This is a genomic window from Pseudolysinimonas sp. (genome assembly GCF_051954455.1).
In the GTDB taxonomy this organism is placed as follows: Bacteria; Actinomycetota; Actinomycetes; order Actinomycetales; family Microbacteriaceae; genus Pseudolysinimonas.
Map to the genome: position 1 here is coordinate 20,477 of NZ_JBQCHS010000030.1, position 22,998 is coordinate 43,474.

Below are 22,998 nucleotides of genomic sequence, written 5' to 3' on the forward strand. Positions count from 1 at the left end.
GCTCCGGTTCAGCGCGCGCAGGCGCGCGCCGCCCGACCGCGGTGCGGCCGGGACGTATAAGGGGGCGTCAGGCGGGCGGCTGGTCCTCCTCGACCCAGCCGAGGGTGCGCTGCACCGCCTTCTTCCAGTTGTGGTACTCGCGTCGTCGCCGATCATCGTCGATCGCCGGGGTCCATTGCGCCGCGCGGTGCCAGTTGGCCCGGAGGCTGTCGAGGTCGGGCCAGAAGCCGACTGCCAACCCGGCCGCGTAGGCGGCGCCGAGACACGTCGTCTCGGCGACCATCGGCCGCACGACCGTCACGTCGAGCGCGTCGGCCAGCATCTGCATGAGCAGGTTGTTGGCGGTCATGCCGCCGTCGACCTTGAGCTCGTGCAGCTCCATGCCGGTGTCGGCGATCATGGCGTCGACGACCTCGCGGGTCTGCCAGGCCGACGCCTCGAGCACCGCGCGCGCGATGTGCGCCTTGGTGATGTAGCCGGTCAGTCCGGCGATGACGCCGCGCGCATCGGACCGCCAGTAGGGGGCGAACAGGCCCGAGAAGGCGGGCACGAAGTAGCAGCCGCCGTTGTCCTCCACCGACCCGGCGAGCGTCTCGATCTCGCTCGCCTTCGAGATGATGCCCATCCGATCGCGCAGCCACTGCACGAGCGCGCCCGTGACGGCGATCGACCCCTCGAGGGCGTAGACGGCCGGCTGGTCGCCGAGCCGGTAGGCGACCGTGGTGATGAGTCCGTGCTTCGACTGGACCGGCTTCTCGCCGGTGTTGAGGAGCAGGAAGCTGCCGGTGCCGTAGGTGCTCTTGATGTCGCCGGTGCGGAATCCGGTCTGCCCGAAGAGCGCCGCGTGCTGGTCGCCGAGCGCCCCCGCGACGGGCACGCCCTCCAGCTCCCCGGTGGCGGTGCCGTAGACCTCGGACGAGGAGGCGATCTCGGGGAGCATCGCGGCCGGGATGCGCATCCGGTCGAGGATCGTGCGATCCCAGTCGAGCGTCTCGAGGTTCATGAGCATGGTGCGACTGGCGTTGGTGACGTCGGTCACGTGGCGCCCTCCGTCGGACCCGCCGGTGAGGTTCCAGATCAGCCAGCTGTCCATGGTGCCGAACAGCACCTCGCCGCGCTCGGCCCGCTCGCGGAGGCCGTCGACGTGCTCGAGCAGCCAGAGCAGCTTCGGCCCGCTGAAGTAGGTGGCGAGCGGCAGCCCGGTGCGCTCGCGGAAGCGCTCCTGGCCGACCACGTCGCCCAGCCGCTTGATGAGCTGGTCGGTGCGCGTGTCCTGCCAGACGATCGCATTGAAGACCGGCTCGCCGGTGGCCTTGTCCCAGACGAGGGTCGTCTCGCGCTGGTTGGTGATGCCGATGGCGGCGAGGTCGGCGCGGGTGAGGCCCTCCTGCGCGAGGGCATCGCGGACGACCTGCTGCGTGTTGGTCCAGATCTCGGTGGCGTCGTGCTCCACCAGTCCCGGTCGCGGGAAGATCTGCGCGTGCTCCTGCTGCGCGACGCTGACGATGCTCCCGGCTGCGTCGAACACGATGCAGCGGGTGGACGTGGTCCCCTGATCGATCGCGGCGATGTAGCGCTGGGAGCTCACGAGGTCCTCTCCGGTGAGGGATGGAAATGCCGTTCGACATTGTCGAACATGCGCCGATTATGACGTCGTCGCGGCGAGGGTGTCAAACGCCACGCCGTCACCATCGGTGCGCCCCGAGGTCGCGGGAGACGGCACGGGCGGCATCGCGGACGAAGCCGACCAGCTCCGAGCGCATCCGATCCCGATCGACGCACAGCCGCTCGACCGCGCCCCGGACGCTCATGGCTCCGACGACCAGGTCGCGGTCGTCGCGGATCGGCGCCGCGATCGCGGCCTCGCCGTCGACGAGCTCGCCGATCTCCTGCGCCCAGCCCTGGGCGCGGACCGTCGCGAGCTCCGCCTCCAGCGCGCCCGGGTCGACGAGCGTGCGCGGGGTCAGGGCGGTCCAGTCCTCGAGCTCCGGCTCCCGGCCGGGATCGTTCGCGAGCAGGACCTTGCCGAGCGCGGTCGCGTGCGAGGGCAGCAGCGCGCCGACCTGAAGGGCCTGGATGCTGTCGTCGGGCCGGAAGACATGGTGGACGACGAGCACCTTGCCGTCGTGCAGGGCGCCGATCTGCACGGCCTCGCGACTGCGCGAGGCGAGGGAGTCGGCCCAGTTGATCGCGCGCGTGCGCAGCTCGTTCACGTCGAGGTAGCTGTTGCCGAGGTGCAGCAGGCCGGCCCCGAGCTGGTACTTGCCGGTCGCGCGATCCTGCTCGACGAAGCCGACGTGCTGCAGCGTCGCGAGGATGCCGTGGACGGTGCCCTTCGGGAGCTCGAGGTACTTGGACAGCTCGACGACGCCCAGGCGGCGGTTCCCGCCCGAGGCGAGCAGGTTGAGGATCGACGCCGCTCGCTCGACCGACTGGATGCGTCCCGGCACGGCTGCATCGTATGACAGCGTTCGACATCGTCGACACCGCCGGGTCGCGCGTCAGGCCGTGGCGGCGAGGAGGTAGTCGGCGATGCCGGTCGGTGCGAGGGCGTCCCAGCCGGGCAGCCGCCGGTCGCCGATCGCCCACACCGCCGTCTCCGCGTCGGTCCGCGTGCCGTGCCCGCCGGCGTCGCGATGACCGTGATCGGTCGTGACGAGCACGGTCCACTCGTCCGCATCCGGGCGGGATCGGACGGCGTCGACGAGGTCGCCGACCAGGGCGTCGCAGGCGGCGATCGCGGAGCGGTAGGCGGAGCCGACGCCGTGCACGTGCGCGGCGATGTCGGCCTGCCCGAGGTAGACGAAGCCGGCCCGGATCCCGGGGTCGGCGAGGCGGGAGATCGCGTGCGCCACGACCGCGGCATCCGCACGCTCCCACGACGGGAGGGTCGTCGGGCGTCGACGCGGAAGATATGCCGGGGTGCGCAGGATCGGGCCGCATCCCGATCGCGCGGCGAGCGGCGGCCAGCTGACCGCGGCGAACACGTCGTCGCCGGTGCGCCCGATGCGCTGCAGCACGTCGGGATGGGCGCACAGCCGCCGCGACGGCCACCAGTTGTAGCGCACGCCGTGCCGATCGGCGCCGACCCCGGTGGGGATCGTCGCCCACATCGCGCCCGACATGACCCGGTTGGTGTCGGGGACGCGGGCCGGGGTCAGGAAGCCGCTCTCGGCGAGGTCGTCGAGCCGCGGCGTCGGCACCTCCCGCAGGGTGTCGAGGCGGACCCCGTCGATCCCGATGAGCAGGGCGCGCGAGGTCACGGCCGCACCCTATCGAGCGCGGGTGACCGCTCTACGCTGGGGACATGTCCACGCCGGCGCCGAACCCCGTCGCGATCGCGGTCGCGCAGTTCGCGCCGACCGACGACGAGACCGACAACCTGGAGCGCATCGCGCGCCTCGCGGGGGACGCCGCGAACCGCGGCGCGCTCCTCGTCGTGTTCCCGGAGTACTCCTCCTACTTCTCCGTCGGGATGGCCGGCGCCGAGGCGGTCGAACACGCGCAGTCGCTGCACGGGCCGTTCGCGCGGGCGCTGGCCGAGCTCGCAGCGGAGCTCGGCATCCACCTCGTCGCGGGGATGATCGAGCGCGTCGACGGCGAATCGGAGCGGGTGGCCAACACGCTCGTCGCACTCGGCCCCGACGGCGACCTCGTCGCGCGCTACCGCAAGCTGCATCTCTACGACGCGTTCGGCGCCCGCGAGAGCGACTGGATCGTGCCGGGCCCGGTCGAGGAGCCCGCGGTGTTCGCGTTCGCCGGCTTCACCGTCGGCCTGCAGACCTGCTACGACCTGCGGTTCCCGGAGGTCACCCGCCGGCTCGTCGACGCGGGCGCCGACCTGGTCGCCGTCCCGAGCGAGTGGGTGCGCGGTCCGCTCAAGGAGCTGCACTGGCAGACGCTCGCGACGGCGCGCGCCATCGAGAACACGATCTACCTCGCGGCGGCCGACCATGCGCCGCCGGTGGGGGTCGGGCGCAGCATGATCGTGGATCCCATGGGCGTCGAGGTCGCCGCGCTCGGCGAGCTGAACGCCGAGGTCGCGGTCGCATGGATCACGCCGGACCGCGTCGCGAGCACCCGCGTCGTCAACCCCGCGCTGCGGCTGCGCCGGTTCCGGACGACGACCGACCGCGAAGCCGCACGCTGATCACGATCGCCCAGGTGCCGACCACCCAGATGACGGCGCCGATGCTCGCGACCGGGTCGACGAGCGTGATGATCGCCAGCACGACGCCGAACACGATCGTCAGCACCGAGACGATGTACCCGAGGGCCTTGCGGCCGCCGTCGGTCATGGCGTGGGCCACCGGGAATCCTGCGATGCCGATCGCGACCGCGTAGAACGCGATCAGCGCGAGGAGGAACGTCCCGGCGAGGAGGCCGGCGATCGCGGGGAAGGCGAAGGCGACGATCGCGGCCAGGATCGCGATGATCCCCATCGCCAGGAGCCAGCCCCAGCGCCGGTCGCGGTCGCGCACCCGGACGGCGTGCACGATCTCCAGCACGCCCTCGACGAGCGCGAACGCTGCGAAGAAGTAGACGGCCGCCAGCGCGGTGAGAACCGGCGCGATGAGGGCGAGGACGCCGAACAGCACGGCGCAGATGCCGCGGATGAGCACCAGGACCCACACGGAGCGCGTGATGCGGCCGACGGGATCGACGAGGTCGCCGAGGACGGACGGGCCGTCGGAGTCATGGGCGGGAGACTGCTCGCTGCTGGTCACGGTGAACCCCCTCGGTGCTGGTCGCGGCCAGCCTAGCGAGACGGCGGGGTCGCGCGGCAGAGGAGATGACGACGATTCAGTGCCCGTCGTTGCGGGCGATCAGATCGAACAGGGCGCGCTTGCCGGGCTCCGTGTCGTCGACGTCGGCGTCGGCGCCGCGCTCGAGGAGCGTGACCAGGGCGGCGGTGGTCGCGTTGACGTCGACGTGCGATGCCGTCACGGCCGCGCCCGCCATATATGCCGAGAGGAACGCCGCCAGCTCGTCCAGACGGATGTCGGGGCGGATCATGCCGACCTCCTGCATGTCCGCGAGGAACCGGGGATCCGCGCCCAGCTGGGGGAAGTACTCGGTGTCGTGCGTGGCGCGCATGATCTGGGTGAGGCTCTCGCCGTCCTCGAGGTACAGGGCCCGGGCGAGCGGGCGCTCGTGCAGGGCGCCGAGGGAGTAGTGGTAGATCCGCGAGAGCAGCCCGCCCGCGGGGTCGCGCTCGATGTTGTCGGCGATGATGCGGCGGATCCCGGCGAACTCGCGGTTCAGCAGGTCCATGAGCAGGTGCTCGCGCGTCGTGTAGGCCTCGTCGATCTCGGCCGGGTCCACACCGGCGTGGTGGGCGATGGCGCGGGTCGATGCCGCGGCGAGTCCGTCGTTGATGACGATGTCGCTCGCGGCGTCCAGGATGCGGTCGCGCAGACTGCCGTTCATGGTCGCGGCGGTGCCCCTTCGGGTCGGGTCCCGGTCAGCATATGCGTTTCCATGGAACCGTCTGTGCACCCCGAGCGGGTGACCCGCGGGTGACTCATCGCATCGTGTCGGCCAGCGCGGCGAGCCGGGCCGTGGCCTCCTCGAGCACCTCGGTGCGCTTGCAGAACGCGAACCGCAGCAACGACCGCGCGGGGCGTCGATGCTCCGGGCGGATGAACGCCGTGACGGGGATCGCGACGACGCCCGCCAGCTCGGGCAGCCGCCGGCAGAGCTCGACGGCGTCGTCGGAGCCCAGGGGTGCGGCGTCGGCGATCACGAAGTAGGAGCCGCGCGGCCGGGCGACCGCGAATCCCGCCGCACGGAGTCCCTCGCTCAGCAGGTCGCGCTTCGACCCGAGTGTCGCCGCCGCCTGCGTGAAGAACGAGGTCGGCATCCGAAGACCGGCCGCGATCGCGGGCTGGAACGGCGCCGCGTTGACGTAGGTGAGGAACTGCTTGACCGCGAGGATCGGCCCGAGCAGAGCGGGCGGGGCGACGACCCAGCCGACCTTCCATCCCGTCGTCGCGAAGGTCTTGCCGCCGCTCGAGATGGTGACCGTGCGCTCCCGAGCGCCGGGGAGCGTGCTGATCGGGATGTGCGCGGCGCCGTCATAGGTGAGGTGCTCGTAGACCTCGTCGGTGACGATGAGCGCGTCGTGTCGGTGCGCGAGCTCCACGATGAGCTCGAGCGTCGCCCGGTCGAGCACCGTGCCGGTCGGATTGTGGGGGCTGTTGACGAGGATCACGCGGGTGCGGTCGGTCACGGCGGCGCGGAGCTCGTCGTGGTCGGGCGCGAAGTCCGGCCAGCGCAGGGCGACGCCGACGTGCCGCCCGCCGGCGAGCGCGATCATGGCGCCGTACGAGTCGTAGAACGGCTCGAACGTGACGACCTCGTCGCCCGGTTCGAGCAGCCCGAGGAGCGCGGCGGCGATCGCCTCCGTCGCGCCGGCCGTGACGAGGACCTCGGTGTCGGGGTCGGCGGCCGCCGCCTCGCCGTAGAAGCGGCGCTGGTGCTCGGCGATCGCCTCGCGGAGCACCGGCATCCCGATGCCCGGCGGGTACTGGTTGAGACCGTCGTCGATCGCCCGCTTGGCGGCGTCGAGGACCTCGCGCGGTCCGTCCTCGTCGGGGAACCCCTGACCGAGGTTGATCGCCCCCTTCGCGACGGCGAGCGCCGACATCTCGGCGAAGATCGTGGAACTCATCCGGCCGGCGTCGTCGAGCAGCATCGCGCCGCGGGCGGCTCGCGACCAGGCTCCGGTGACCGTCACCTCTGTCACGATACGCGCGGGGAAGGACGCGGCGGCGAGGCGAGCCGGGCGGGTGCGCTGCTGCGGCGCGGGCGGCCTCGGCGTGCTGTCGCCGCGTCGAAACGTCGCAAAGTGCTGCCGACGCCGGTTCAGAACAGCATTTCGCGACGTCTCGATGGCGGCACCCGGTCTGTGGACGACTCGGACGCTGAGCCGCGCTCGTGTCGTACCGTCGATGCATGCGGATCGCGGCCATCGCCCTCGTCGCCGCGGCGGCGCTGGTGCTGACCGGCTGCACGCCGGGTGCGCATCCTTCGGCGACGCCGTCACCGAAGGCGACTCCGGTGTTCCGGTCGGATGCGGAAGCGCTGGCGGCAGCAGAGAAGGCGTACAAGTCCTACTTGCGGGTGTCGGACTCCGTCGCGGCCTCAGGTGGCGCCGACCCCAATCGTCTGGCGCCCTACGTGACGACCAGACGACTCAAAGTCGAGAGAGAAGGCGCCAAGCTTCTTCAAGATCGAAAGCTCCATCTGGTCGGCACCACAACCGTTTCTCACTCGCAACTACAACAAGTCGTGGGCGGACCCACTACGCGTGTGACCTTCTACACCTGCTGGGACGTCTCGGCCGTCCGTGTGCTGGACGCGAACGGCACGGATGTGACGCCTACGTCGCGCAAAGACAAGACGACCCTGGAGGTGCAGATGGTCACACGAGGGACCGGCGGCTCACTCCTCCTCGATTCGGATTCTCCGTGGTCAGGTGGATCCCTGTGCTCGTAGTGGCGGCCCTGATAACGAGTGCTTTGATCGGTGCCGCACCTGCATCTACGGCGTGCTCCGACGCGGCGCGAGCGTCTGGACTCTGTGTCGATGGCACGGGAGCAGGAGACCACGTCGAGGTTCGCGTCTCCGACAGTTCAGGTGGTCGAGCTAACGGAAGGAGCAGCAATCGGGGTGGGCCCGGAACTGGAGCTTCGCGTGATTCAGGGCCCACGAGTCCCGGTACACCGCCAGCCCCACCCTGCGCCGCTCTCGGGCTCTGCCGGGAGGACTTCACCGTCACCGTCCCCGGGGACGGCGCCAGCCCCATCACGCTGAACGACATCGCGTCGTTCCGGCCCGCGCCGGGGACGGACCACATGGAGCCAGACGGCTGGGCGGTCGCCGGGCTCGACACCAACTTCTACGCCGTCGCGCCGTCGCAGATCGTGCCCGGCACGTTGCTCGGTCGGCCCGCCGAGGTTCGGTTCACCGCGGTCGGCTTCCACTGGGACTACGGCGACGGCACCTCCGCGAGCCGGCGGACCGCGGGGTGGACCTGGCAGCAGCTCCGGACGCCCGAGTTCGGCCCCACGCCGACCAGCCACGTCTACTCCCGCGTCGGCGAGTACACGATCCGGCTGCAGATCGACTACCGCGCCGAGTACCGCTTCGATGCGCCCGACTTCGTGCCGATCTCCGGCACCATCGCGCTGCCGGCCAACGACCTGCACATCACGGTGGGCGACGCGAAGACGGTGCTCGTCAACCGCGACTGCGCGGCCGACCCGCACGGGCCCGGTTGTTGAGCGCTTGTTATGGCGTGCGGAAGTAGGCTCCCAGCGCCGGCTTATTCAACGTTCAGCTAGGGGATGGATGCTGGCGGAGCTCGCGAAAGGAGCAGCCACACAGATGTCCGACCCCACGCACACGCCCGACGACCACGAGAAGGCCGACCAGCCCGAGGTCCCGGCCGCGGACGGAACTCCGACCTCCGACGCCCCGACGTCGGATGCTCCCGCCGGCGGCAGCGCCGACTCCGCAGGGGCGATGACCGAGAGCGCGACCGGCTCGGCGACCGACTCCGAGCCCCCGGCCTCCACCTACACGGGTCCGACGGCCTCCGCACCCGACGCCTTCGCGGCGCCGCATCCTGACCAGCAGCCGACCGCCCAGTACCCGTCCGCTCCTCTCGCAGGGTCGCACCCGGCTCCCTCCGGTCCGCCGATCTCCACGACTCCCGGCACCGCGCACCCCGGCATCGCCGGCGCTCCGGCTCCGGGTCCGACCGCCGGAGGCACCGGCGCCGCGACGGCCACGAAGGACAAGAAGCGCTCCCTCGCGGTCCCCGTCGTCATCGCGCTCGTCGCCGGTGCGCTCGTCGGCGGCGGCTCCGCGGCCGGTGTCTCGGCCCTCATGAACCACAACGGGTCGACCGGGGCCACGACGAGCTCCGGCTCACCGCAGACCATCACGATCAACGACACCGGTGACGTCAACGCGGTCACCGCGATCGCCAAGAAGGCCGGACCCTCGGTGGTGACGATCAACGTCAGCGCGGGCCAGTCGGCCGGCACGGGGTCGGGCGTCGTCCTCAGCTCCGACGGCTACGTGCTCACCAATACCCACGTCGTCACCCTCGACGGGGAATCCGGCAGCGGATCGGTCGAGGTCACCACCTACGACGGCAAGCTCTACAAGGCGAAGGTCATCGGCACCGACCCCATCGTCGACCTCGCGGTGATCAAGCTGCAGGATGCGAGCGGCCTCACCCCGATCGAGTGGGGCGACTCCGCGAAGCTCAACGTCGGCGACCGGGTCGTCGCGATCGGGGCCCCGCTCGGTCTCTCCAACACCGTGACCGACGGCATCGTCAGTGCGCTCAACCGCAGCATCCAGATCCAGTCGTCCGCGGCGCCCAACAACGGCGGCGACCAGTCGAGCCCGAACGGCAACGGCGGCAACGGCCCGTTCAACTTCTGGAACTTCGGTAACGGCGACGGCAGCAACGGGAACGGCAACGGGAACGGGAACGGGAACGGGAACGGGAACGGCGGCAGCGTCCAGGGCCAGGGGAACCAGATCTCGCTCCCGGTGATCCAGACCGACGCGGCGATCAACCCCGGCAACTCCGGCGGGGCGCTCGTCGACGACGCCGGTCGGCTCGTGGGCATCAACGTCGCCATCGCCAGCACCGGCAGCACCGACACCTCCGGCCAGTCCGGCTCCATCGGCGTGGGCTTCGCCGTGCCGGCGGACCTCGCGCACCGGATCGCCGATGAGATCCGCAAGACCGGCAAGGGCACGCACGGTCTGCTCGGCGCGTCGGTGCAGGACGCCACCGCCGACAACAGCTCGACGGTCGGGGCGATGATCGCGAGTGTCACGGGCAGTGGCGCGGCGGCCTCCGCCGGTCTGCAGAAGGGCGATGTCGTCACGGGCATCGGCGCGCAGGGCGGTCCGACCATCCCCATCACCTCGAGCACCGACCTGACGGCGCAGGTGCGCTACTTCGCCCCGGGCACCAAGGTGACCATCACCTACATGCGCGACGGCAAGGCCGCGACGGCGAACGTGACCCTCGGCACCCTCTCCAGCTGAGGTCGCGCGGCACGACGAACGGGGGCTCGGCGACGGGCCCCCGTTCCGCTGTGCGCGTCCGGGCGGCTGATAGCGTCGGAGTCCGATCCACGAGAGCGAGGCCCTCATGGCGGCGACGCCCGACGACCATCCCGGCGTCTCGTACGTGATGCCCGTGCTGAACGAGGCGGACTACATCGAGGCCGCGGTCGCGAGCATCGTGGCGCAGCAGTACCCGGGCGAGTGGGAGCTGGTGCTCGCCGTCGGCCCGTCGACCGACGGCACCGACGCGGTCGTCGCGCGGATCATGGCCCAGGATGCGCGCATCCGGACCGTGCAGAACCCGGGGATGGACATCCCGATCGGGCTCAACCGCGCGATCGAGGCCAGTCGGCATCCGATCATCGTGCGGGTCGACGCGCACACGCAGCTCGCCGACGGGTACACCGCGCGCGGCGTCGCCGACCTCGCGCGCACCGGCGCCGCCAGCCTCGGCGGGATCATGTACGCGACCGGCAGGCCCGGCTTCCAGGCGGCCGTCGCCCGCGCCTACAACAGCCGGTTCGGTCTCGGTGGCGGCGCCTACCACGGTGATCACGCCGTCGAGGGTCCGGCGGAATCCGCCTACATGGGCATCATGCGCGCCGACGTCCTGCGCGAGGTCGGCGGCTTCGACGAGACGCTCCGCCGCGGCGAGGACTGGGAGCTGAACTTCCGGCTCCGGCAGGCCGGCCACTTAGTCTGGCTCGACCCGCTGCTGCGGGTCACCTACTGGCCGCGCAACACCTGGCGCAAGCTCGCGCGGCAGTTCGTCGCGACCGGGATCTGGCGGGGGGAGCTGGTGCGCCGGCTCGGCGGGCGCAACCCGCTCCGCTTCTTCGCGCCGCCGGTCCTCGTCATCAACGTCGTCCTCGCGTTCGTCGCGATCCCGCTGCACGCCACCGGCCTCCTGCACGACTGGTGGGGCTGGGTGCTCGCGCTCGTCTACGTGCCGCCCGTGCTGTACCTGGGCCTGCTCGCCGTCGCCGCCATTCGTCAGGGCGGCGGTCTGCTCGACTGGCTGCGATTCGCGCTCGCGACGGCGACGATGCACCTGAGCTGGGGCGTCGGGTTCCTGATCGGGGTGACGCGCGGGGCGCGGGATGCGGTGGATCGGTCGCGGACCGAGTCGTAGCGGGAACCGGTTGGTCGAGATCAGGTCTCCGTGGCGCTGATGTCGACACGTTCGATCAGCGGAGCCAGCCCTCCGCGATCAGGCGCTCGACGACGCGCTCCCCGGCGCGTCCGTCGTCGAAGGGGGTGAAGCGGGTCTTCCAGTCGGCGCGTCGATCTGCGAACTCCGGCGCGCCACCCGCGGCGTCGACGAGCGCGCCGTGGAGCTCCTCCCGGGTGGAGATCACCGGTCCGGGCGCCTCGGCGAGCAGGTCGAAGTAGAACCCGCGGAGGTCCTCGCTGTAGTGGGCGAGGTCGGGGGTGAAGAAGATCATCGGCTTGCCGGTCGCGGCGAAGTCGAACATCGACGACGAGTAGTCGGTGACCAGCACGTCGGCGACGAGCAGCAGCTCGGCCATGCTCGGGTAGCTGGTCACGTCCAGCAGCCGGTCACCCACGACGTCCTGCCCGTAGCGCAGCGTGCGCGAGTGGCCCCGGACGAGGAGGACGTGATCCGGCCCGAGCTCGTCGGCGAAGCGCGCGAGGTCGAGATAGTCGACCATCTCGGTGCGGTCGTCGCGCCAGGTGGGCGCGTACAGGACGGCGCGTGCGCCCGCGGGGACGCCGAGCCGGCTCCGCACCTCCCCGGCGCGGCCCGACTGCGCGAACACGTCGTTGCGCGGGTAGCCGGTCTGCCAGATCGGATTCTCGACGGCGTACGCCCGCCGGAAGATCTCGGCGCTGTAGGGGTTCTGAGCGAGCAGCGCGTCCCATCGGCCGCGTTCCCGCAGCACCGCGAGGCGGGTGCGGATTCCGCGCACCCCGCTCCGGGCGCGGTCGAGGGCCAACCGCTTCAGCATGGTCCCGTGCCAGGTCTGCAGCACGTGCTGCCCCTCGCGGCGCCGGTAGCGCTTGCGGAGCCAGTCGTTCACGACGAGCACCCGCGCCGTCGCGCGGACCCTCCACCACTCCCGCGAGCCCTCCACGATCGCGACGCCGCCCTCCGGCACGGCGACCGAACGGTCGACGATGCTCCAGTAGCGGGCGGTCCCGGGCCGGGAGGTCGCCAGCGCGTCGGCGACGCCCCCCGGATTGTCGGCGGTGCTCTGCCCGTAGAAGCTCTCGAGGAACACCGCGTCCTCGAGCGGCCGGCGGTCGCGGCGGTAGGCCCTCTCGAGCGCCCGCTGTGCCGCCGGCCCGCGCTCGTCGTCCTCCAGAGGTGGTGCGATGCGCACCACCAGGCCGCCCCCGGCGACCACGACCCGCGCGCGGAACAGTGGATGCCGCAGCTCGGCGGGCGGCTCCGACTCCACCGCGACGCGCGTGCTGACGGGCGCGCCGTCGGCGGCGGCGAGACCCAGCCGGTAATCGCCCGACGGCAGCGCGAGCGGACCCGAGCCCCACCGCGCGCCGAGCAGCGGGAACGCGCCGTCGTCCTCCGCGACCCGCGAGCGTGCTCCTTCGAGCGAGAGCGGCCCGTCGTGCGCGACGGTCACCCGGAGCCGGTCGCCGTCGAAGGCCAGATCGGTGACGACGGGCCGCGGGGTCGGCGGCTCGCCCCGGTCGATCCCGTCGGCGGTCGCCCCGGGAACGGCGACGCGGGCGAGGATCTCCGCGAGCACCCGCTCGGTCGCGCGGCCGTCGAGCCGGTCGACGTGCTCGTCGCGCAGCCAGCGCACCCGTGTCGTGTCGGCCGGCGCGTCGAGCCGGTCGAGCACGTTCGCCCAGGTGGTCACGTAGTCGCCGCCGGTCAGCTCCCGGTAGTTCTGGTAGAGGCCGCGGCTCTGCGCGTAGAGCTCGACGTCGGGGGCGAAGAACACGACCCGGCCGCGATCGGGGGCGGCGCCGACGGCGTAGTCGTAGGCGATCGAGGAGTAGTCGGTCACGAGCGAGTCGATGGCGGGCAGGGCGGGCGTGATCTCGGGGAGCACGGCGGGCGACAGCATCCGCACCCTGTGCGACACCGCCGGCCCGCGCGCGTAATCGCCGGCGCCGAGCGGATGCGTCCGCACCAGCAGCACGGCATCCGTCCGCTCCAGCCAGGCGGCGATCGCGTCCCAGTCGCGGGCGGAGGGCGCGCCCGGGTCGCTGAGCCCGTCGCGCCAGGTCGGCGCGTAGAGGACCAGACGCGCAGCGCTCGGCACGGGTCCGACGGCGTTGACGATGCGGTCCCGCGCGCTCGCGGCGCGTTCCTCCGCGCTCCCGATCAGCAGCGCGTCGTCGCGCGGGTCGCCCGTCACGACGACGGCGTCGTCGCGCACGCCGAACGCCGAGCGGATGCGGTCGGCGACGAGCTCCGACGCCACGGGGAAGAGCCCGATGCCCCGGCCGGCGAGGCCGTAGGCGCGGCGCATGATCGACCGGATCATCGGATGGTCGGGCAGCACCGGCAGACGCAGCGCCGCGGGGGAGTCGAGGTGCAGTTTCTTCAGCGGGATGCCGTGCCAGAGCTGCACGGTGAAGGCGCCGCGCGTGCCGTAGCGGTTGACGTCGCCGAAGCCGTGCGTGACCACCGCGACCCGCGCTCGGAGGGTGAGGAGGAATCCGCCCCACCCCTTCTTGGGCTCGGCGTCGAAGCCGAGCCCTCGCGCGACCGCGAGCTCGGCGTCGCTCGAGGCGAGCCAGACGAGCCGGACGTCCGCGGGCAGCCGCGTGCGGGCCACCCGGTAGAGGGGGAGCGCTCCCTCGCCGACGCCCGTGCCCGATCCGAACACCCACAGCCGGGGATTCCTCGGCACGACGAACGAGAGCGCGGCGCCGAGCGCATAGAGGGGCAGCCGGATGAGCTTCGTCGCGTTGCCGGCTGCGAACGTGAAGCTCGCCATTTTCAAAGATCGAGTCTGGCACGATGGGGCGCCTGGCCACAGAACCCGTCCAGGAGGGGATCCGGCATGTCGGTGCTCAGCGACCTCAGGGCCGCTCGCAAGCTGATCGGCAACGCCGTCCAGTCGCGGTCGACCCGCCGTGAGCTCGCCGTGAACCCGCCGGCGGCCCCCGCACCCCGCTCCGTCCAGGTCCTGGTGTACTTCGCCGACACCCGCGTGAACCTCTACCAGGTCCGCCAGTGGTACGCGCCGCTCGCCGAGCTGGCCGCCACCCACCCGGTCGCGATCATGACGCGGAGCCCGGGGGCGACCCTCAGCATCGCCGAGGAATCGCCGTTGCCCGTCGTCTACTGCCGGGCGGTGACCGACGTCGAGCAGTTCCTCGCGGCGCAGGACGTGCGGATCGTGCTCTACGTCAACCAGAACCAGAAGAACTTCCAGATGTTCCGGTACGGCCGGATGTGGCACGTGTTCATCAACCACGGCGAGTCCGACAAGATGTACATGACCACGAATCAGTTCAAGGCGTACGACTACGCGTTCGTGGCGGGGGATGCGGCCCTCGACCGGCTGCGCCGCAAGCTCTGGGACTTCGACCTCGAGAAGAGGGCGATCGCGATCGGGCGCCCGCAGACCGATCACCTCACCGGTGTGCTGCCCTACACGCCTGACGAGCGCCTCACCGTGCTCTACGCGCCGACCTGGGAGGGCGACCGGCCCGCCGCCGAATACGGATCGGTGCTCACCCACGGCGTCGCGCTCGCGGAGGCGCTGCTCGCCTCGCCGCGGCATCGCCTGATCTACCGCCCGCACCCGCGTTCCGGGGTCGTGTCGCCGGAGTACGGCGAGGCGAACCAGCGCATCATCCGCGCCATCGCGGCGGCCAACGCGGCCGATCCGCGGGCGCAGCACGTGTACGACGATGGGCCGGCTCTCGGCTGGCAGCTCGCCGCGGCCGACGTCGCGATCACCGACGTCTCGGCGATGGTCTACGACCGCCTCGCGACCGGCAAACCGATCGTGGTCACCCGTCCCGTCTCGCCGGATGCGGAGCTCGACCTCGCCGGCTATCTCGGCTCCGCCGTGTGGCTGGACGCGTCGGCCGCGGGCGATGTCGTCGCGGTCGTGCAGCGCGCCCTCGACGACCCCGAGGCGCGGGCCACCCTCGCACGCTGGGCGGAGCGGCACTTCGGCGACATCACGCCCGGGGCGGCGACGGCCCGCTTCCACGCGGCGATCGAGCGGTTGATGGGCGAGTGGGAGCGGTTCGCGGCCGAGCACGCGGACGATCCCGATGCGAACGACGTCGATTCGGACGAGTTCGACGAGTTCGATCCCGAGGGGATGCCGGCGCGCGAGTGAGCGCTGACCCCCGCCCGGGTCACGCCCGCAGCATCACGTTCCGGTAACGCTGAGGAGGAGTTCACACAGCCGACCCCGGCGGTTCACCTCCACCCGGGTAGCCGCTCAGACGCGGCCGCCAACGTGGCTTCCACGGGGGTCTCCGCCCTCAGGAAGAGGGCTTCGTGACGGATGCAGCGCGCACTCCGGGGGATCTCCCGCTGGCGTGGGTCGAATCCCCCCTGCAGCTGCTCTGCGCGGCCGAGTTCGCCGCCGCTCACGGCCTCCGCATCCGCGTCGCGTTCCGGTTGAGCGGGCCCCAGATGTCCGCGACCGCCGCCGAGCTCCTGCAGCGCGGCGCCCCGTTCGTCCGCGCCGAGCCGTACTACGGCGTGCCGTGGGGCCTGCTGGCCGAGCACCGCGACTGGATCGTCGGGGACGGCTTCTCGGGTCAGTTCCGGTCCGCGATGTCCGCTCTCCATCCGCGCACCGTGACGCTCGTCGACGACGGCACCATGTCGATCCATCTCGCCGATGCCCTCGCCGGCCGCGTCGACTACGCGCGTCCGGGGCAGCACGAGTCGGTCCTCAAGACGGTGCTGGGCGGCCTCGCCCGTGCGCGCATGCGGCGGCTCGCCCGTCGCGGCCGGCTCGGCATGTTCACGGCCTTCTCGGACCACCCGTCGATCGCCGGGCTCACGGAGCTCGGGGTCCAGGTCCGCACCGACGCCTTCGGCTGGGTGCGTGCCCACGCCAAGCCCATCGCCCTGCCCGGGAGCCGCGTCGTCCTCGGCAGCGCCGCGGTGGTCGACGGCGCGCTCGAGCCTGAGGCGTACCTCGACTGGCTGCGTTCGGTGGTCGCGCACAGCGACGACGACCGTCCCGCCGCGTACCTGCCGCATCGCCGCGAGGCCGACGGGATGCTCACCCGCGTCGCGGCACTGCCCGGCGTCGAGATCGTGCGCACGGGCCTCCCCGTCGAGCTCGCGCTCGCCGGGACCGCGGAGCCGCTCGAGATCGTCTCGCTGCGCTCCACGGCCGCGCTCACCCTGCGCCGCGTCCTCGCGGGGAGCGGTTCCCGCGTCCGCATCCAGGTCGCCGCGTGACGGGCGCCCGCGGCGAGGTCGTCGCCCTCATCCCGGCGCGCGGCGGATCGCAGGGCGTGCCGCGCAAGAACCTGCGCCGCGTGGGCGGGGTGCCGCTCCTCGGCCGGGCGATCGGCAGCGCGCTCGCCGCGTCGCACATCGACCGGGTCGTCGTGTCGACCGACGATCCCGAGATCGCGGCCGTCGCGCGGGAGTGGGGGGCCGAGATCGTCGACCGGCCGGCGGCCATCTCCGGCAGCACCGCGAGCTCCGAGAGCGCCCTCCTGCACGGTCTGGACGTGCTCGGGGTCGATCGCGGGGTCCTCGTGTTCATCCAGGCGACCTCGCCGTTCATCGACCCGGTCGACCTGGATGCCGCGGTCCAGCGCGTCATCGACGGCGACGCCGACTCCCTCTTCTCCGCCGTCGAGTCGTGGGGATTCATCTGGCGCGACGGCGTCGACGGGGCGGTCGGGGTGAACCACGACCTCCGGGTCCGCCCGCGCCGCCAGGACCGCGAGATGGAGTACCTCGAGACCGGGGCGTTCTACGTCATGGACGTGGAGGGCTTCCGACGCGCCGAGCACCGCTTCTTCGGCCGCGTCGGCATCGCCGTCGTCCCGGAGCACTCGGCCATCGAGATCGACACGGAGCAGCAGCTCGCCATCTCGTCGGCGCTCGCCCCGCTGGTCTCGCCCGCCGCTCCGCTCGACGTGGAGGCGATCGTCACCGACTTCGACGGCGTCCACACCGACGACCACGCCTACGTCGATCAGGACGGCCACGAGTTCGTCGCGGTGAGCAGGGAGGACGGGATGGGCGTCTCGCTCCTGCGCCGGGCCGGCGTGCCGCTCCTCATCCTCTCGACCGAGACCAACCCGGTTGTGAGAGCGCGCGCCGCCAAGCTCGGCGTGGACGTCATCCAGGGCCTCGACGACAAGGGGGCCGCGCTCGCCGCGTGGGCTGCCCGCACCGGCATCGACCTCGAGCGGGTCGCCTACCTCGGCAACGACGTCAACGACCTCGGCTGCTTCGACCTGGTCGGCTGGCCCGTCGCCGTGCCCGACGCCCACCCGCGCGTGCTGGCATCCGCCCGCATCGTGCTGAGCCGGCCGGGCGGCGACGGCGCCGTCCGCGAGCTGGCCGAACGCGTCCTCCGGTCCCTCGAGAGTAGAAGGAAGGTCTCATGACCGTGCACATCGGATCCACCCCGGTCGGCGCCGGCCACCCGGCCTATGTGATCGCCGAGATCGGCCTCAACCACAACGGCGACGTCGAGCTCGCCAAGCGGCTGATCGACGTCGCCGCGGACGCGGGTGCGCAGGCGGTCAAGTTCCAGAAGCGCACCCCCGAGATCTCCACCCCGGAGCACATGCGCGACGTGCCGCGCGACACCCCTTGGGGCACCATGACCTACCTGGAGTACCGCTACTGGGTCGAGTTCGACCGCGAGCAGTACGTCGAGATCGGCGACTACGCGACCATGCGCGGCCTGCACTGGTTCGCCTCGCCGTGGGATGTGCCGGCGGCCGAGTTCCTCGAGGACCTCAACGTCGTCGCGCACAAGGTCGCCTCCGCGAGCGTCACCGACCACCAGCTCCTGCGCTCCCTCGCCTCGACCGGCAAGCCGATCATCCTCTCGACCGGCATGTCGACGTACGAGCAGATCGACGCGGCCGTCGACATCCTCGGCACCGAGTACCTCGTCATCCTGCACGCGACCTCCACCTACCCGCTCCCGCCGGAGGAGGCCAACCTGCGCATGATCCCGACCCTCCAGGAGCGCTACCCCGGCGTCCCGGTCGGCTACTCGGGCCACGAGCGCGGGCTGCAGATCTCGCTGGCCGCCGTCACGCTCGGTGCCGTCATGGTCGAGCGCCACATCACGCTCGACCGCGCGATGTGGGGCTCCGACCACGCCGCCTCGCTCGAGCCCACCGGCCTCGAGCACCTCGTGCGCGACATCCGCATCATCGAGGAGGCTCTGGGCGACGGGGTGAAGCGCGTCATGCCGGGCGAACTCGCGCCGCAGGCGAAGCTCCGCCGCGTCACCGTCTAGGTGTCCGTGAGGTTCGTCGCGGTCGCGGACTCGGACTCCTACCTGAAGTGGGGCGCGTCGTTCTCGACCGCGCTCCCCGCGGGGTGGACCTTCCGCCAGCTCGTCGTCGAGTCGCCCGTGGTGGTGAGCGACGCGCAGCTCGCCGCGGCGGTCGCGGTGAGCGGGATCGACCCCGCCGCCGTGCCGCGCGTCCGGGCGATCGAGCTCGCCGCGGCGCTCGAGGCGGAGGCGCCGGACGTCGTGCTCGTGGCGATGCGCGGCCCCGGCGCGCAGGTCGCCATCCGGCTGGCGACGGAGATGGCGGACCGCCCGGTCGTCCTCGCGGGGCTGCCGGGGATCTCGGTGCCGGCGACCCGCAAAGCGATCATCTTCCGTCGGCAGGCCGACCTGTTCGTGCTGCACAGCAGGCGAGAGATCCGGGACTTCACCGCGCTCGCGAACGCCCACGGCTGGGACCGCGCCTTCGGGCTCGCGACGCTCCCGTTCGTCGAGCGCCGACCCGCCCCGGGCGGCACCGACCTCGTCTTCGCGGTGCAGGCGATCGTGCCCCGCCTGCACGCCGACCGGACGCGCGTCGCGCGGATGCTCGTGGCGGCCGCGAAGGCCGCTCCCGGTCGGCGCGTGGTCGTCAAGCTCCGTGCGGCATCGGGCGAGCGGCAGACCCACGACGAGGAGGACGGCTACCCCGAGCTGCTCGCGGCCCTCGGGCCGCTGCCGCAGAACCTCGTCCTCTCGACCGCGTCGATGAGTGCCGCGCTCGATACCGCGGAGGGTCTCGTGACCGTGAGCTCGACGGCCGCGATCGAGGCCATCGCGCGCGGTGTGCCGGTGATCGCGCTCGACACGTTCGGCGTGTCCGAGGAGCTCATCAACCCGGTGTTCGAGGGCAGCGGCCTGTTCGGCGACGAGGGCGACGTGATCGCGCGGCGGTTCCGGCATCCCGATCCGGCGTGGCTCGACGACAACTACTTCCATCCCGCGGCCGACGACGACTGGCTGCCCCGGGTCGAGGCGCTGGTCGATGCGCGGCGCCGCGGCGAGCTGGCGCCGGCACCCGCGACGCGTCAGCGCGGAGGCGGCCTGCGGCTCGCCTGGCACCGGCAGCGGGCCTTCGGACCCGACGGCACCTGGGCGGGCCGACTGGCGCTTCTCGTCGGGCACCCCGCGCGACTCGCGGTGCGCGCGCTGCGCGGGGCTCGCCGAGCCGTCAGGCGGGGTCCTGCGCCGGATCGCCCGGCGGATCGATCGGCGGGTCCGACGGTGTCGACGGGAGCGCCCGAGGCCGCCGAGCCGGCAGGGGCAGGCGCCCCGGGAGGCGGCGGACCGGGCCCGGCACGCTGATCCGGCGACCGCCCTCGGACCGCGGACGCGGCGCGAGCTCGGCGGGGAACTCCCGCGGCGCGGGTCCGAACGCCTCACGTGCGGCCTGGACGACCCGGCGGCCCAGCAGATGGTTCCCGGTGCCACCGACGACCGCCCCGATCCCGAACGGCAGAGCGCGACCGACGACGGAACCGCCCTGCGTGACGGCGACGCGGCGCAGGAACGCCGCGCGGATGCGCTCGGCGATCTGATCGACGGCCACCTTCGGCAGCTGCTTCGTGACCATCTCGCCCCAGAACCGGCTTCGCGGGGCACCGCCGGTCGCCTGCGCGGCGAGCTGCTTCACGAGGTCCTGCCCGCCGGCGCCGAGGAGGAGGGCCATCACGAGCGTGCGCGAGCGATCCGGGTCGGAGAGCGCGATCCCGTGCACCTCGGTCACCGACTGCGCGAAGAGCGTCGTCGCCTCGAAGAAGCCCAGGGTCTCGGCGGCGGAGACCGCGAGCGACGCGGCGGTGCCGACGGCGGGGAGGGCCGCGACGACGCCGACGCCGGCTCCGCCGCCCGTCACGGCCAGGAGGTAGCGGCGCTCGAGGGAGCGGATGAGCTCCTCGGGCGTCGCGTTCGGATGCATCGAGCGCAGGACCCGGATGTGCGCGAGCACGGCGGGGCGCTGGATCGACAGCACGCGGTCCACCGCGCGTGCCATGCGCGGGTCGACGTGGGCGGGTTCGAGGTCAGGCATCCCGGACAACGTAGTCCGCGTTGTACGCGTTCACGACGTCCTGGATGGGACCGTCCAGCTTCAGGCTCCCCTTGTCGAGGTAGAGCCCCCGCGTGCAGAAGCGGAGGAGGTCCTTCTCGCTGTGCGAGACGAAGAAAAGGGTGCGCCCACCGGCCAGCATCTCGTCGATCCGGCGGTAGCACTTCTCGCGGAACGCCTTGTCGCCCACCGCGAGCACTTCGTCCACGAGCATGACGGGCTCGTCCAGGCGCGCGATCACCGAGAAGGCGATGCGCACCTTCATGCCGCTCGACAGGTGCTTGTAGGGGGTGTCGACGAAGTCGCCGATCTCGGCGAAGTCGATGATGTCGTCGAACGCGGCGTCGATCTCGCGCTTCGTCATCCCGTGCAGACCCGCCGTCAGGTAGACGTTGTCGCGCACGCTCAGGTCGTTGACGAAGCCGCCCGTGATCTCGATGAGCGGGGCGACGCCGCCGATCACCTCGACGTGCCCCTCGTCGGGCAGCATCACGCGCGCGACGAGCTTGAGCAGGGTCGACTTGCCCTGCCCGTTGCGACCGACGACGCCGATCGCCTCGCCCGGCCGCACCTCGAACGACACGTTGCGCAGGGCCCAGAACTCGCCGGGCCGGGTGCGCCGGGAGCGGTCGCCGAACAGGTCCTTGAAGTTGCGTCGCCCGGAGCGGTTGCGCTTGAACCGGATGCCGACCCGCTCGACGCGGATGGAGCCCTCGGGCAGCGGGGCCGCCATCAGATCTCCTTCAGCACGGTGCGGATGCTGCCGCGGAACACGAAGATGCCGATGACGAGGATGACGACCGACATGACGGCGCTCACGGCGACCGTGAACCAGTCGAGCGCGTGCGGGAAGAATGCCGAGCGGTAGAGCCCCATGATGCCCGTCAGCGGGTTGAACGCCGCGAACGTCCCCAGACCGTGCTTCTCGAGGTCCTGGAAGCTGTAGATCACCGCCGACGCGTAGAACATCACGCGGAGGAGGAGCCGGATCGCCCGCTCCAGGTCGCGGAAGAACACGACGAGCGGCGCCACGATCAGCCCGATGCCGAGCAGCAGCACGGTCTGCAGGATGATCGCGGGGATCCAGTACACCGCCTCCCAGTGCACCCGGGCGCCGGTCGCGACGACGAACACGAGCAGCACGGGGATGCTGATGATGAACTCGATCCCCTTCGACAGCACCATGCGCGCGACCCAGACGGTGCGCGGGATGGTCGTGGATCGGAGCAGCTTCGCCTCGCGCGTGAACGCCTTCGTGCAGTCGGTGACCGCGTTGCTGAACCAGGTCCAGGGCAGGAGTCCGGAGACCAGGAAGACGATGTAGGGCTCCTCGCCCGGCACCTTGCGGTCGAAGATGATCACGAAGACGAAGAAGTAGATCCCCGCCATGAGCAGCGGGTCGATGATCGACCAGAGGTAGCCGAGGAACGACGTCGTGTACCGCACCCGCAGGTCGCGGGCGGTGAGCAGCCAGAGCGAGCGCCAGTAACGCTGCGCGGGGGAACGCCGCGTCGCCGGGGCGAGCGCAGCGGTGGTCGTCACGCGGATTACCCTATGGCCCCGACGCCTCGGGAACCCTCAAGGAGAGGACCGGAGGTCAGACGAAGAGGTTGGCCCGCTCGAGGTCCTCGGCGAAGTCGATCTCGACCGCGTAGAGGTCGGAGATGTCGACCGGCTGGAACTTCAGGCCGTCCTGCTCGATCGCGAGCTCGATCCCGCGCTCGAAGTAGTCCTGCGCACCCACCCGCTGGAGCTGGCGGACGAGCGCCGCCTTGTCGCGGCTGGAGACGAAGTTGATCCCCACGGCCTCGCCGAGACCGCCCTGGACGGTCTTGGAGAGCTCCCGGATCGACCCGGTCGCGTCGACCGTGTACTTGACCTCCTCGTCGGACACCTTCGCGGTGTTGACGGTGACGAGGCTCCGGTCGCGGGCGACGAGGTCGCCGGCGCGCACGAGGGCCTCCGGGTCGAAGACGACGTCGCCGTTCATCCACAGGACGCCGCCGTCCTTGGAGGCGACGAGGGCGCGGAGGAGTGACTTCGAGGTGTTCGTCTCGTCGTACTGCTCGTTGTAGACGAAGTCCGCGTCGGGGAAGGCCTCGACGATGTGCTCGTACTTGTAGCCGACGACGATGGTGACCTTGACGTCGCGACCGAAGGCCTGGTGGATGTTGTCGAACTGCTGGCGCATGATGGTGCGGCCATCGCCGAGCTCGGTGAGCGGTTTCGGCAGGGAGCGGCCGAGGCGGCTGCCCATCCCGGCGGCAAGAATCACGATCTGCGTCGTCATGGGGTTCTCCTCGGCGGTCTGATGTCGTCGGACGCGCGCCCCGGAATCGGTCCATGAGACGGCGGTGACACCCCAGCGTGCCGGGTCGAGTTTACCTTCCGTTC

Annotated in this window: 20 protein-coding genes and 1 pseudogene; 10 read left to right on the top strand and 11 right to left on the bottom strand. The window is 71.7% G+C overall.

Annotated elements, in window-relative coordinates; all coding sequences use genetic code 11:
- Nucleotides 1-67: 67 nt before the first annotated feature.
- The 3 genes from glpK to ACTHM3_RS12800 form a co-directional block, all read right to left on the bottom strand.
- Nucleotides 68-1,588, bottom strand: a complete 1,521-nt coding sequence (gene glpK / locus ACTHM3_RS12790; protein ID WP_440406492.1) for a glycerol kinase GlpK — start codon at nt 1,586-1,588, stop codon at nt 68-70.
- A gap of 97 nt (nt 1,589-1,685) precedes the next feature.
- Entirely contained in the window at nt 1,686-2,450 is a 765-nt protein-coding gene (locus ACTHM3_RS12795) for an IclR family transcriptional regulator (protein WP_440406493.1), read from the bottom strand.
- Between the two features lie 51 nt (nt 2,451-2,501).
- Entirely contained in the window at nt 2,502-3,263 is a 762-nt protein-coding gene (locus tag ACTHM3_RS12800; protein WP_440406494.1) for an alkaline phosphatase family protein, read from the bottom strand.
- Nucleotides 3,264-3,307: 44 nt separating this feature from the next.
- Between ACTHM3_RS12800 and ACTHM3_RS12805 the strand changes: the two genes are divergently transcribed.
- Nucleotides 3,308-4,150, top strand: coding sequence for a carbon-nitrogen hydrolase family protein (locus ACTHM3_RS12805; RefSeq protein WP_440406495.1), 843 nt, complete (start codon nt 3,308-3,310; stop codon nt 4,148-4,150).
- On the opposite strand, the gene ACTHM3_RS12810 is transcribed toward ACTHM3_RS12805, so the two are convergent.
- From ACTHM3_RS12810 to ACTHM3_RS12820, 3 genes are all read right to left on the bottom strand, one after another.
- The gene (locus tag ACTHM3_RS12810; RefSeq protein ID WP_440406496.1) at nt 4,089-4,727 is read right to left on the bottom strand and encodes a DUF308 domain-containing protein; all 639 of its coding nucleotides are present in this window, start codon (nt 4,725-4,727) and stop codon (nt 4,089-4,091) included. The genes ACTHM3_RS12805 and ACTHM3_RS12810 overlap by 62 nt on opposite strands.
- 76 nt (nt 4,728-4,803) lie before the next feature.
- Nucleotides 4,804-5,430 (bottom strand): TetR/AcrR family transcriptional regulator, encoded by a 627-nt coding sequence (locus ACTHM3_RS12815; protein ID WP_440406497.1) that lies wholly within the window; start codon nt 5,428-5,430, stop codon nt 4,804-4,806.
- Nucleotides 5,431-5,524: 94 nt separating this feature from the next.
- Nucleotides 5,525-6,739, bottom strand: coding sequence for a pyridoxal phosphate-dependent aminotransferase (locus tag ACTHM3_RS12820; RefSeq protein WP_440406498.1), 1,215 nt, complete (start codon nt 6,737-6,739; stop codon nt 5,525-5,527).
- Between the two features lie 218 nt (nt 6,740-6,957).
- Here ACTHM3_RS12820 and ACTHM3_RS12825 point away from each other — a divergent pair, with 218 nt between their 5' ends.
- The 4 genes from ACTHM3_RS12825 to ACTHM3_RS12840 all read left to right on the top strand — a co-directional run bounded on the left by ACTHM3_RS12825 (nt 6,958) and on the right by ACTHM3_RS12840 (nt 11,233).
- Entirely contained in the window at nt 6,958-7,500 is a 543-nt protein-coding gene (locus ACTHM3_RS12825) for a hypothetical protein (protein ID WP_440406499.1), read from the top strand.
- Between the two features lie 359 nt (nt 7,501-7,859).
- Complete coding sequence (locus tag ACTHM3_RS12830) at nt 7,860-8,288, top strand: PKD domain-containing protein (protein ID WP_440406500.1); 429 nt, start codon at nt 7,860-7,862, stop codon at nt 8,286-8,288.
- Nucleotides 8,289-8,391: 103 nt separating this feature from the next.
- A complete protein-coding gene (locus tag ACTHM3_RS12835) occupies nt 8,392-10,080 on the top strand; it encodes a trypsin-like peptidase domain-containing protein (protein ID WP_440406501.1) in 1,689 nt (562 codons plus the stop codon).
- A 106-nt stretch (nt 10,081-10,186) separates the two neighbouring features.
- Nucleotides 10,187-11,233 carry a glycosyltransferase family 2 protein gene (locus tag ACTHM3_RS12840; RefSeq protein ID WP_440406502.1) on the top strand — a complete coding sequence of 349 codons (1,047 nt, stop codon included), beginning with the start codon at nt 10,187-10,189 and terminating at the stop codon, nt 11,231-11,233.
- 55 nt (nt 11,234-11,288) lie between these two features.
- Here ACTHM3_RS12840 and ACTHM3_RS12845 read toward each other — a convergent pair whose 3' ends face one another.
- Nucleotides 11,289-14,036: a CDP-glycerol glycerophosphotransferase family protein gene (locus ACTHM3_RS12845; RefSeq protein ID WP_440406503.1), complete on the bottom strand. Its 2,748-nt coding sequence runs from the start codon at nt 14,034-14,036 to the stop codon at nt 11,289-11,291.
- A gap of 66 nt (nt 14,037-14,102) precedes the next feature.
- On the opposite strand from ACTHM3_RS12845, the gene ACTHM3_RS12850 reads away from it, so the two are divergent.
- From ACTHM3_RS12850 to ACTHM3_RS12870, 5 genes and pseudogenes are all read left to right on the top strand, one after another.
- On the top strand, nt 14,103-15,398 hold the full coding sequence (locus tag ACTHM3_RS12850; RefSeq protein ID WP_440406504.1) for a CDP-glycerol glycerophosphotransferase family protein: 1,296 nt from the start codon (nt 14,103-14,105) through the stop codon (nt 15,396-15,398).
- Between the two features lie 164 nt (nt 15,399-15,562).
- Nucleotides 15,563-16,483: a hypothetical protein gene (locus ACTHM3_RS12855; RefSeq protein WP_440406505.1), complete on the top strand. Its 921-nt coding sequence runs from the start codon at nt 15,563-15,565 to the stop codon at nt 16,481-16,483.
- Nucleotides 16,480-17,652 (top strand): cytidylyltransferase domain-containing protein, encoded by a 1,173-nt coding sequence (locus ACTHM3_RS12860; protein ID WP_440406506.1) that lies wholly within the window; start codon nt 16,480-16,482, stop codon nt 17,650-17,652. Before ACTHM3_RS12855 ends, ACTHM3_RS12860 begins: the two co-directional genes overlap by 4 nt.
- The gene (locus tag ACTHM3_RS12865; RefSeq protein WP_440406507.1) at nt 17,649-18,521 is read left to right on the top strand and encodes an N-acetylneuraminate synthase family protein; all 873 of its coding nucleotides are present in this window, start codon (nt 17,649-17,651) and stop codon (nt 18,519-18,521) included. The genes ACTHM3_RS12860 and ACTHM3_RS12865 overlap by 4 nt, the downstream gene beginning before the upstream one ends.
- Nucleotides 18,522-18,527: 6 nt before the next feature.
- A pseudogene (locus tag ACTHM3_RS12870) lies at nt 18,528-19,526 on the top strand (DUF6716 putative glycosyltransferase); the annotation flags it as partial.
- 202 nt (nt 19,527-19,728) lie between these two features.
- Here the strand turns inward: ACTHM3_RS12870 and ACTHM3_RS12875 are convergent.
- Genes ACTHM3_RS12875 through ACTHM3_RS12890 form a run of 4 tightly spaced genes read right to left on the bottom strand, consistent with a single transcriptional unit; the run spans nt 19,729 to nt 22,894 of the window.
- Nucleotides 19,729-20,586 carry a hypothetical protein gene (locus ACTHM3_RS12875; protein WP_440406508.1) on the bottom strand — a complete coding sequence of 286 codons (858 nt, stop codon included), beginning with the start codon at nt 20,584-20,586 and terminating at the stop codon, nt 19,729-19,731.
- Entirely contained in the window at nt 20,579-21,337 is a 759-nt protein-coding gene (locus ACTHM3_RS12880) for an ABC transporter ATP-binding protein (RefSeq protein WP_440406509.1), read from the bottom strand. The genes ACTHM3_RS12875 and ACTHM3_RS12880 overlap by 8 nt, the downstream gene beginning before the upstream one ends.
- Complete coding sequence (locus ACTHM3_RS12885; RefSeq protein ID WP_440406510.1) at nt 21,337-22,146, bottom strand: ABC transporter permease; 810 nt, start codon at nt 22,144-22,146, stop codon at nt 21,337-21,339. The genes ACTHM3_RS12880 and ACTHM3_RS12885 overlap by 1 nt, the downstream gene beginning before the upstream one ends.
- A 55-nt stretch (nt 22,147-22,201) precedes the next feature.
- A complete protein-coding gene (locus tag ACTHM3_RS12890; protein ID WP_440406511.1) occupies nt 22,202-22,894 on the bottom strand; it encodes an NTP transferase domain-containing protein in 693 nt (230 codons plus the stop codon).
- Nucleotides 22,895-22,998 lie beyond the last annotated feature (104 nt).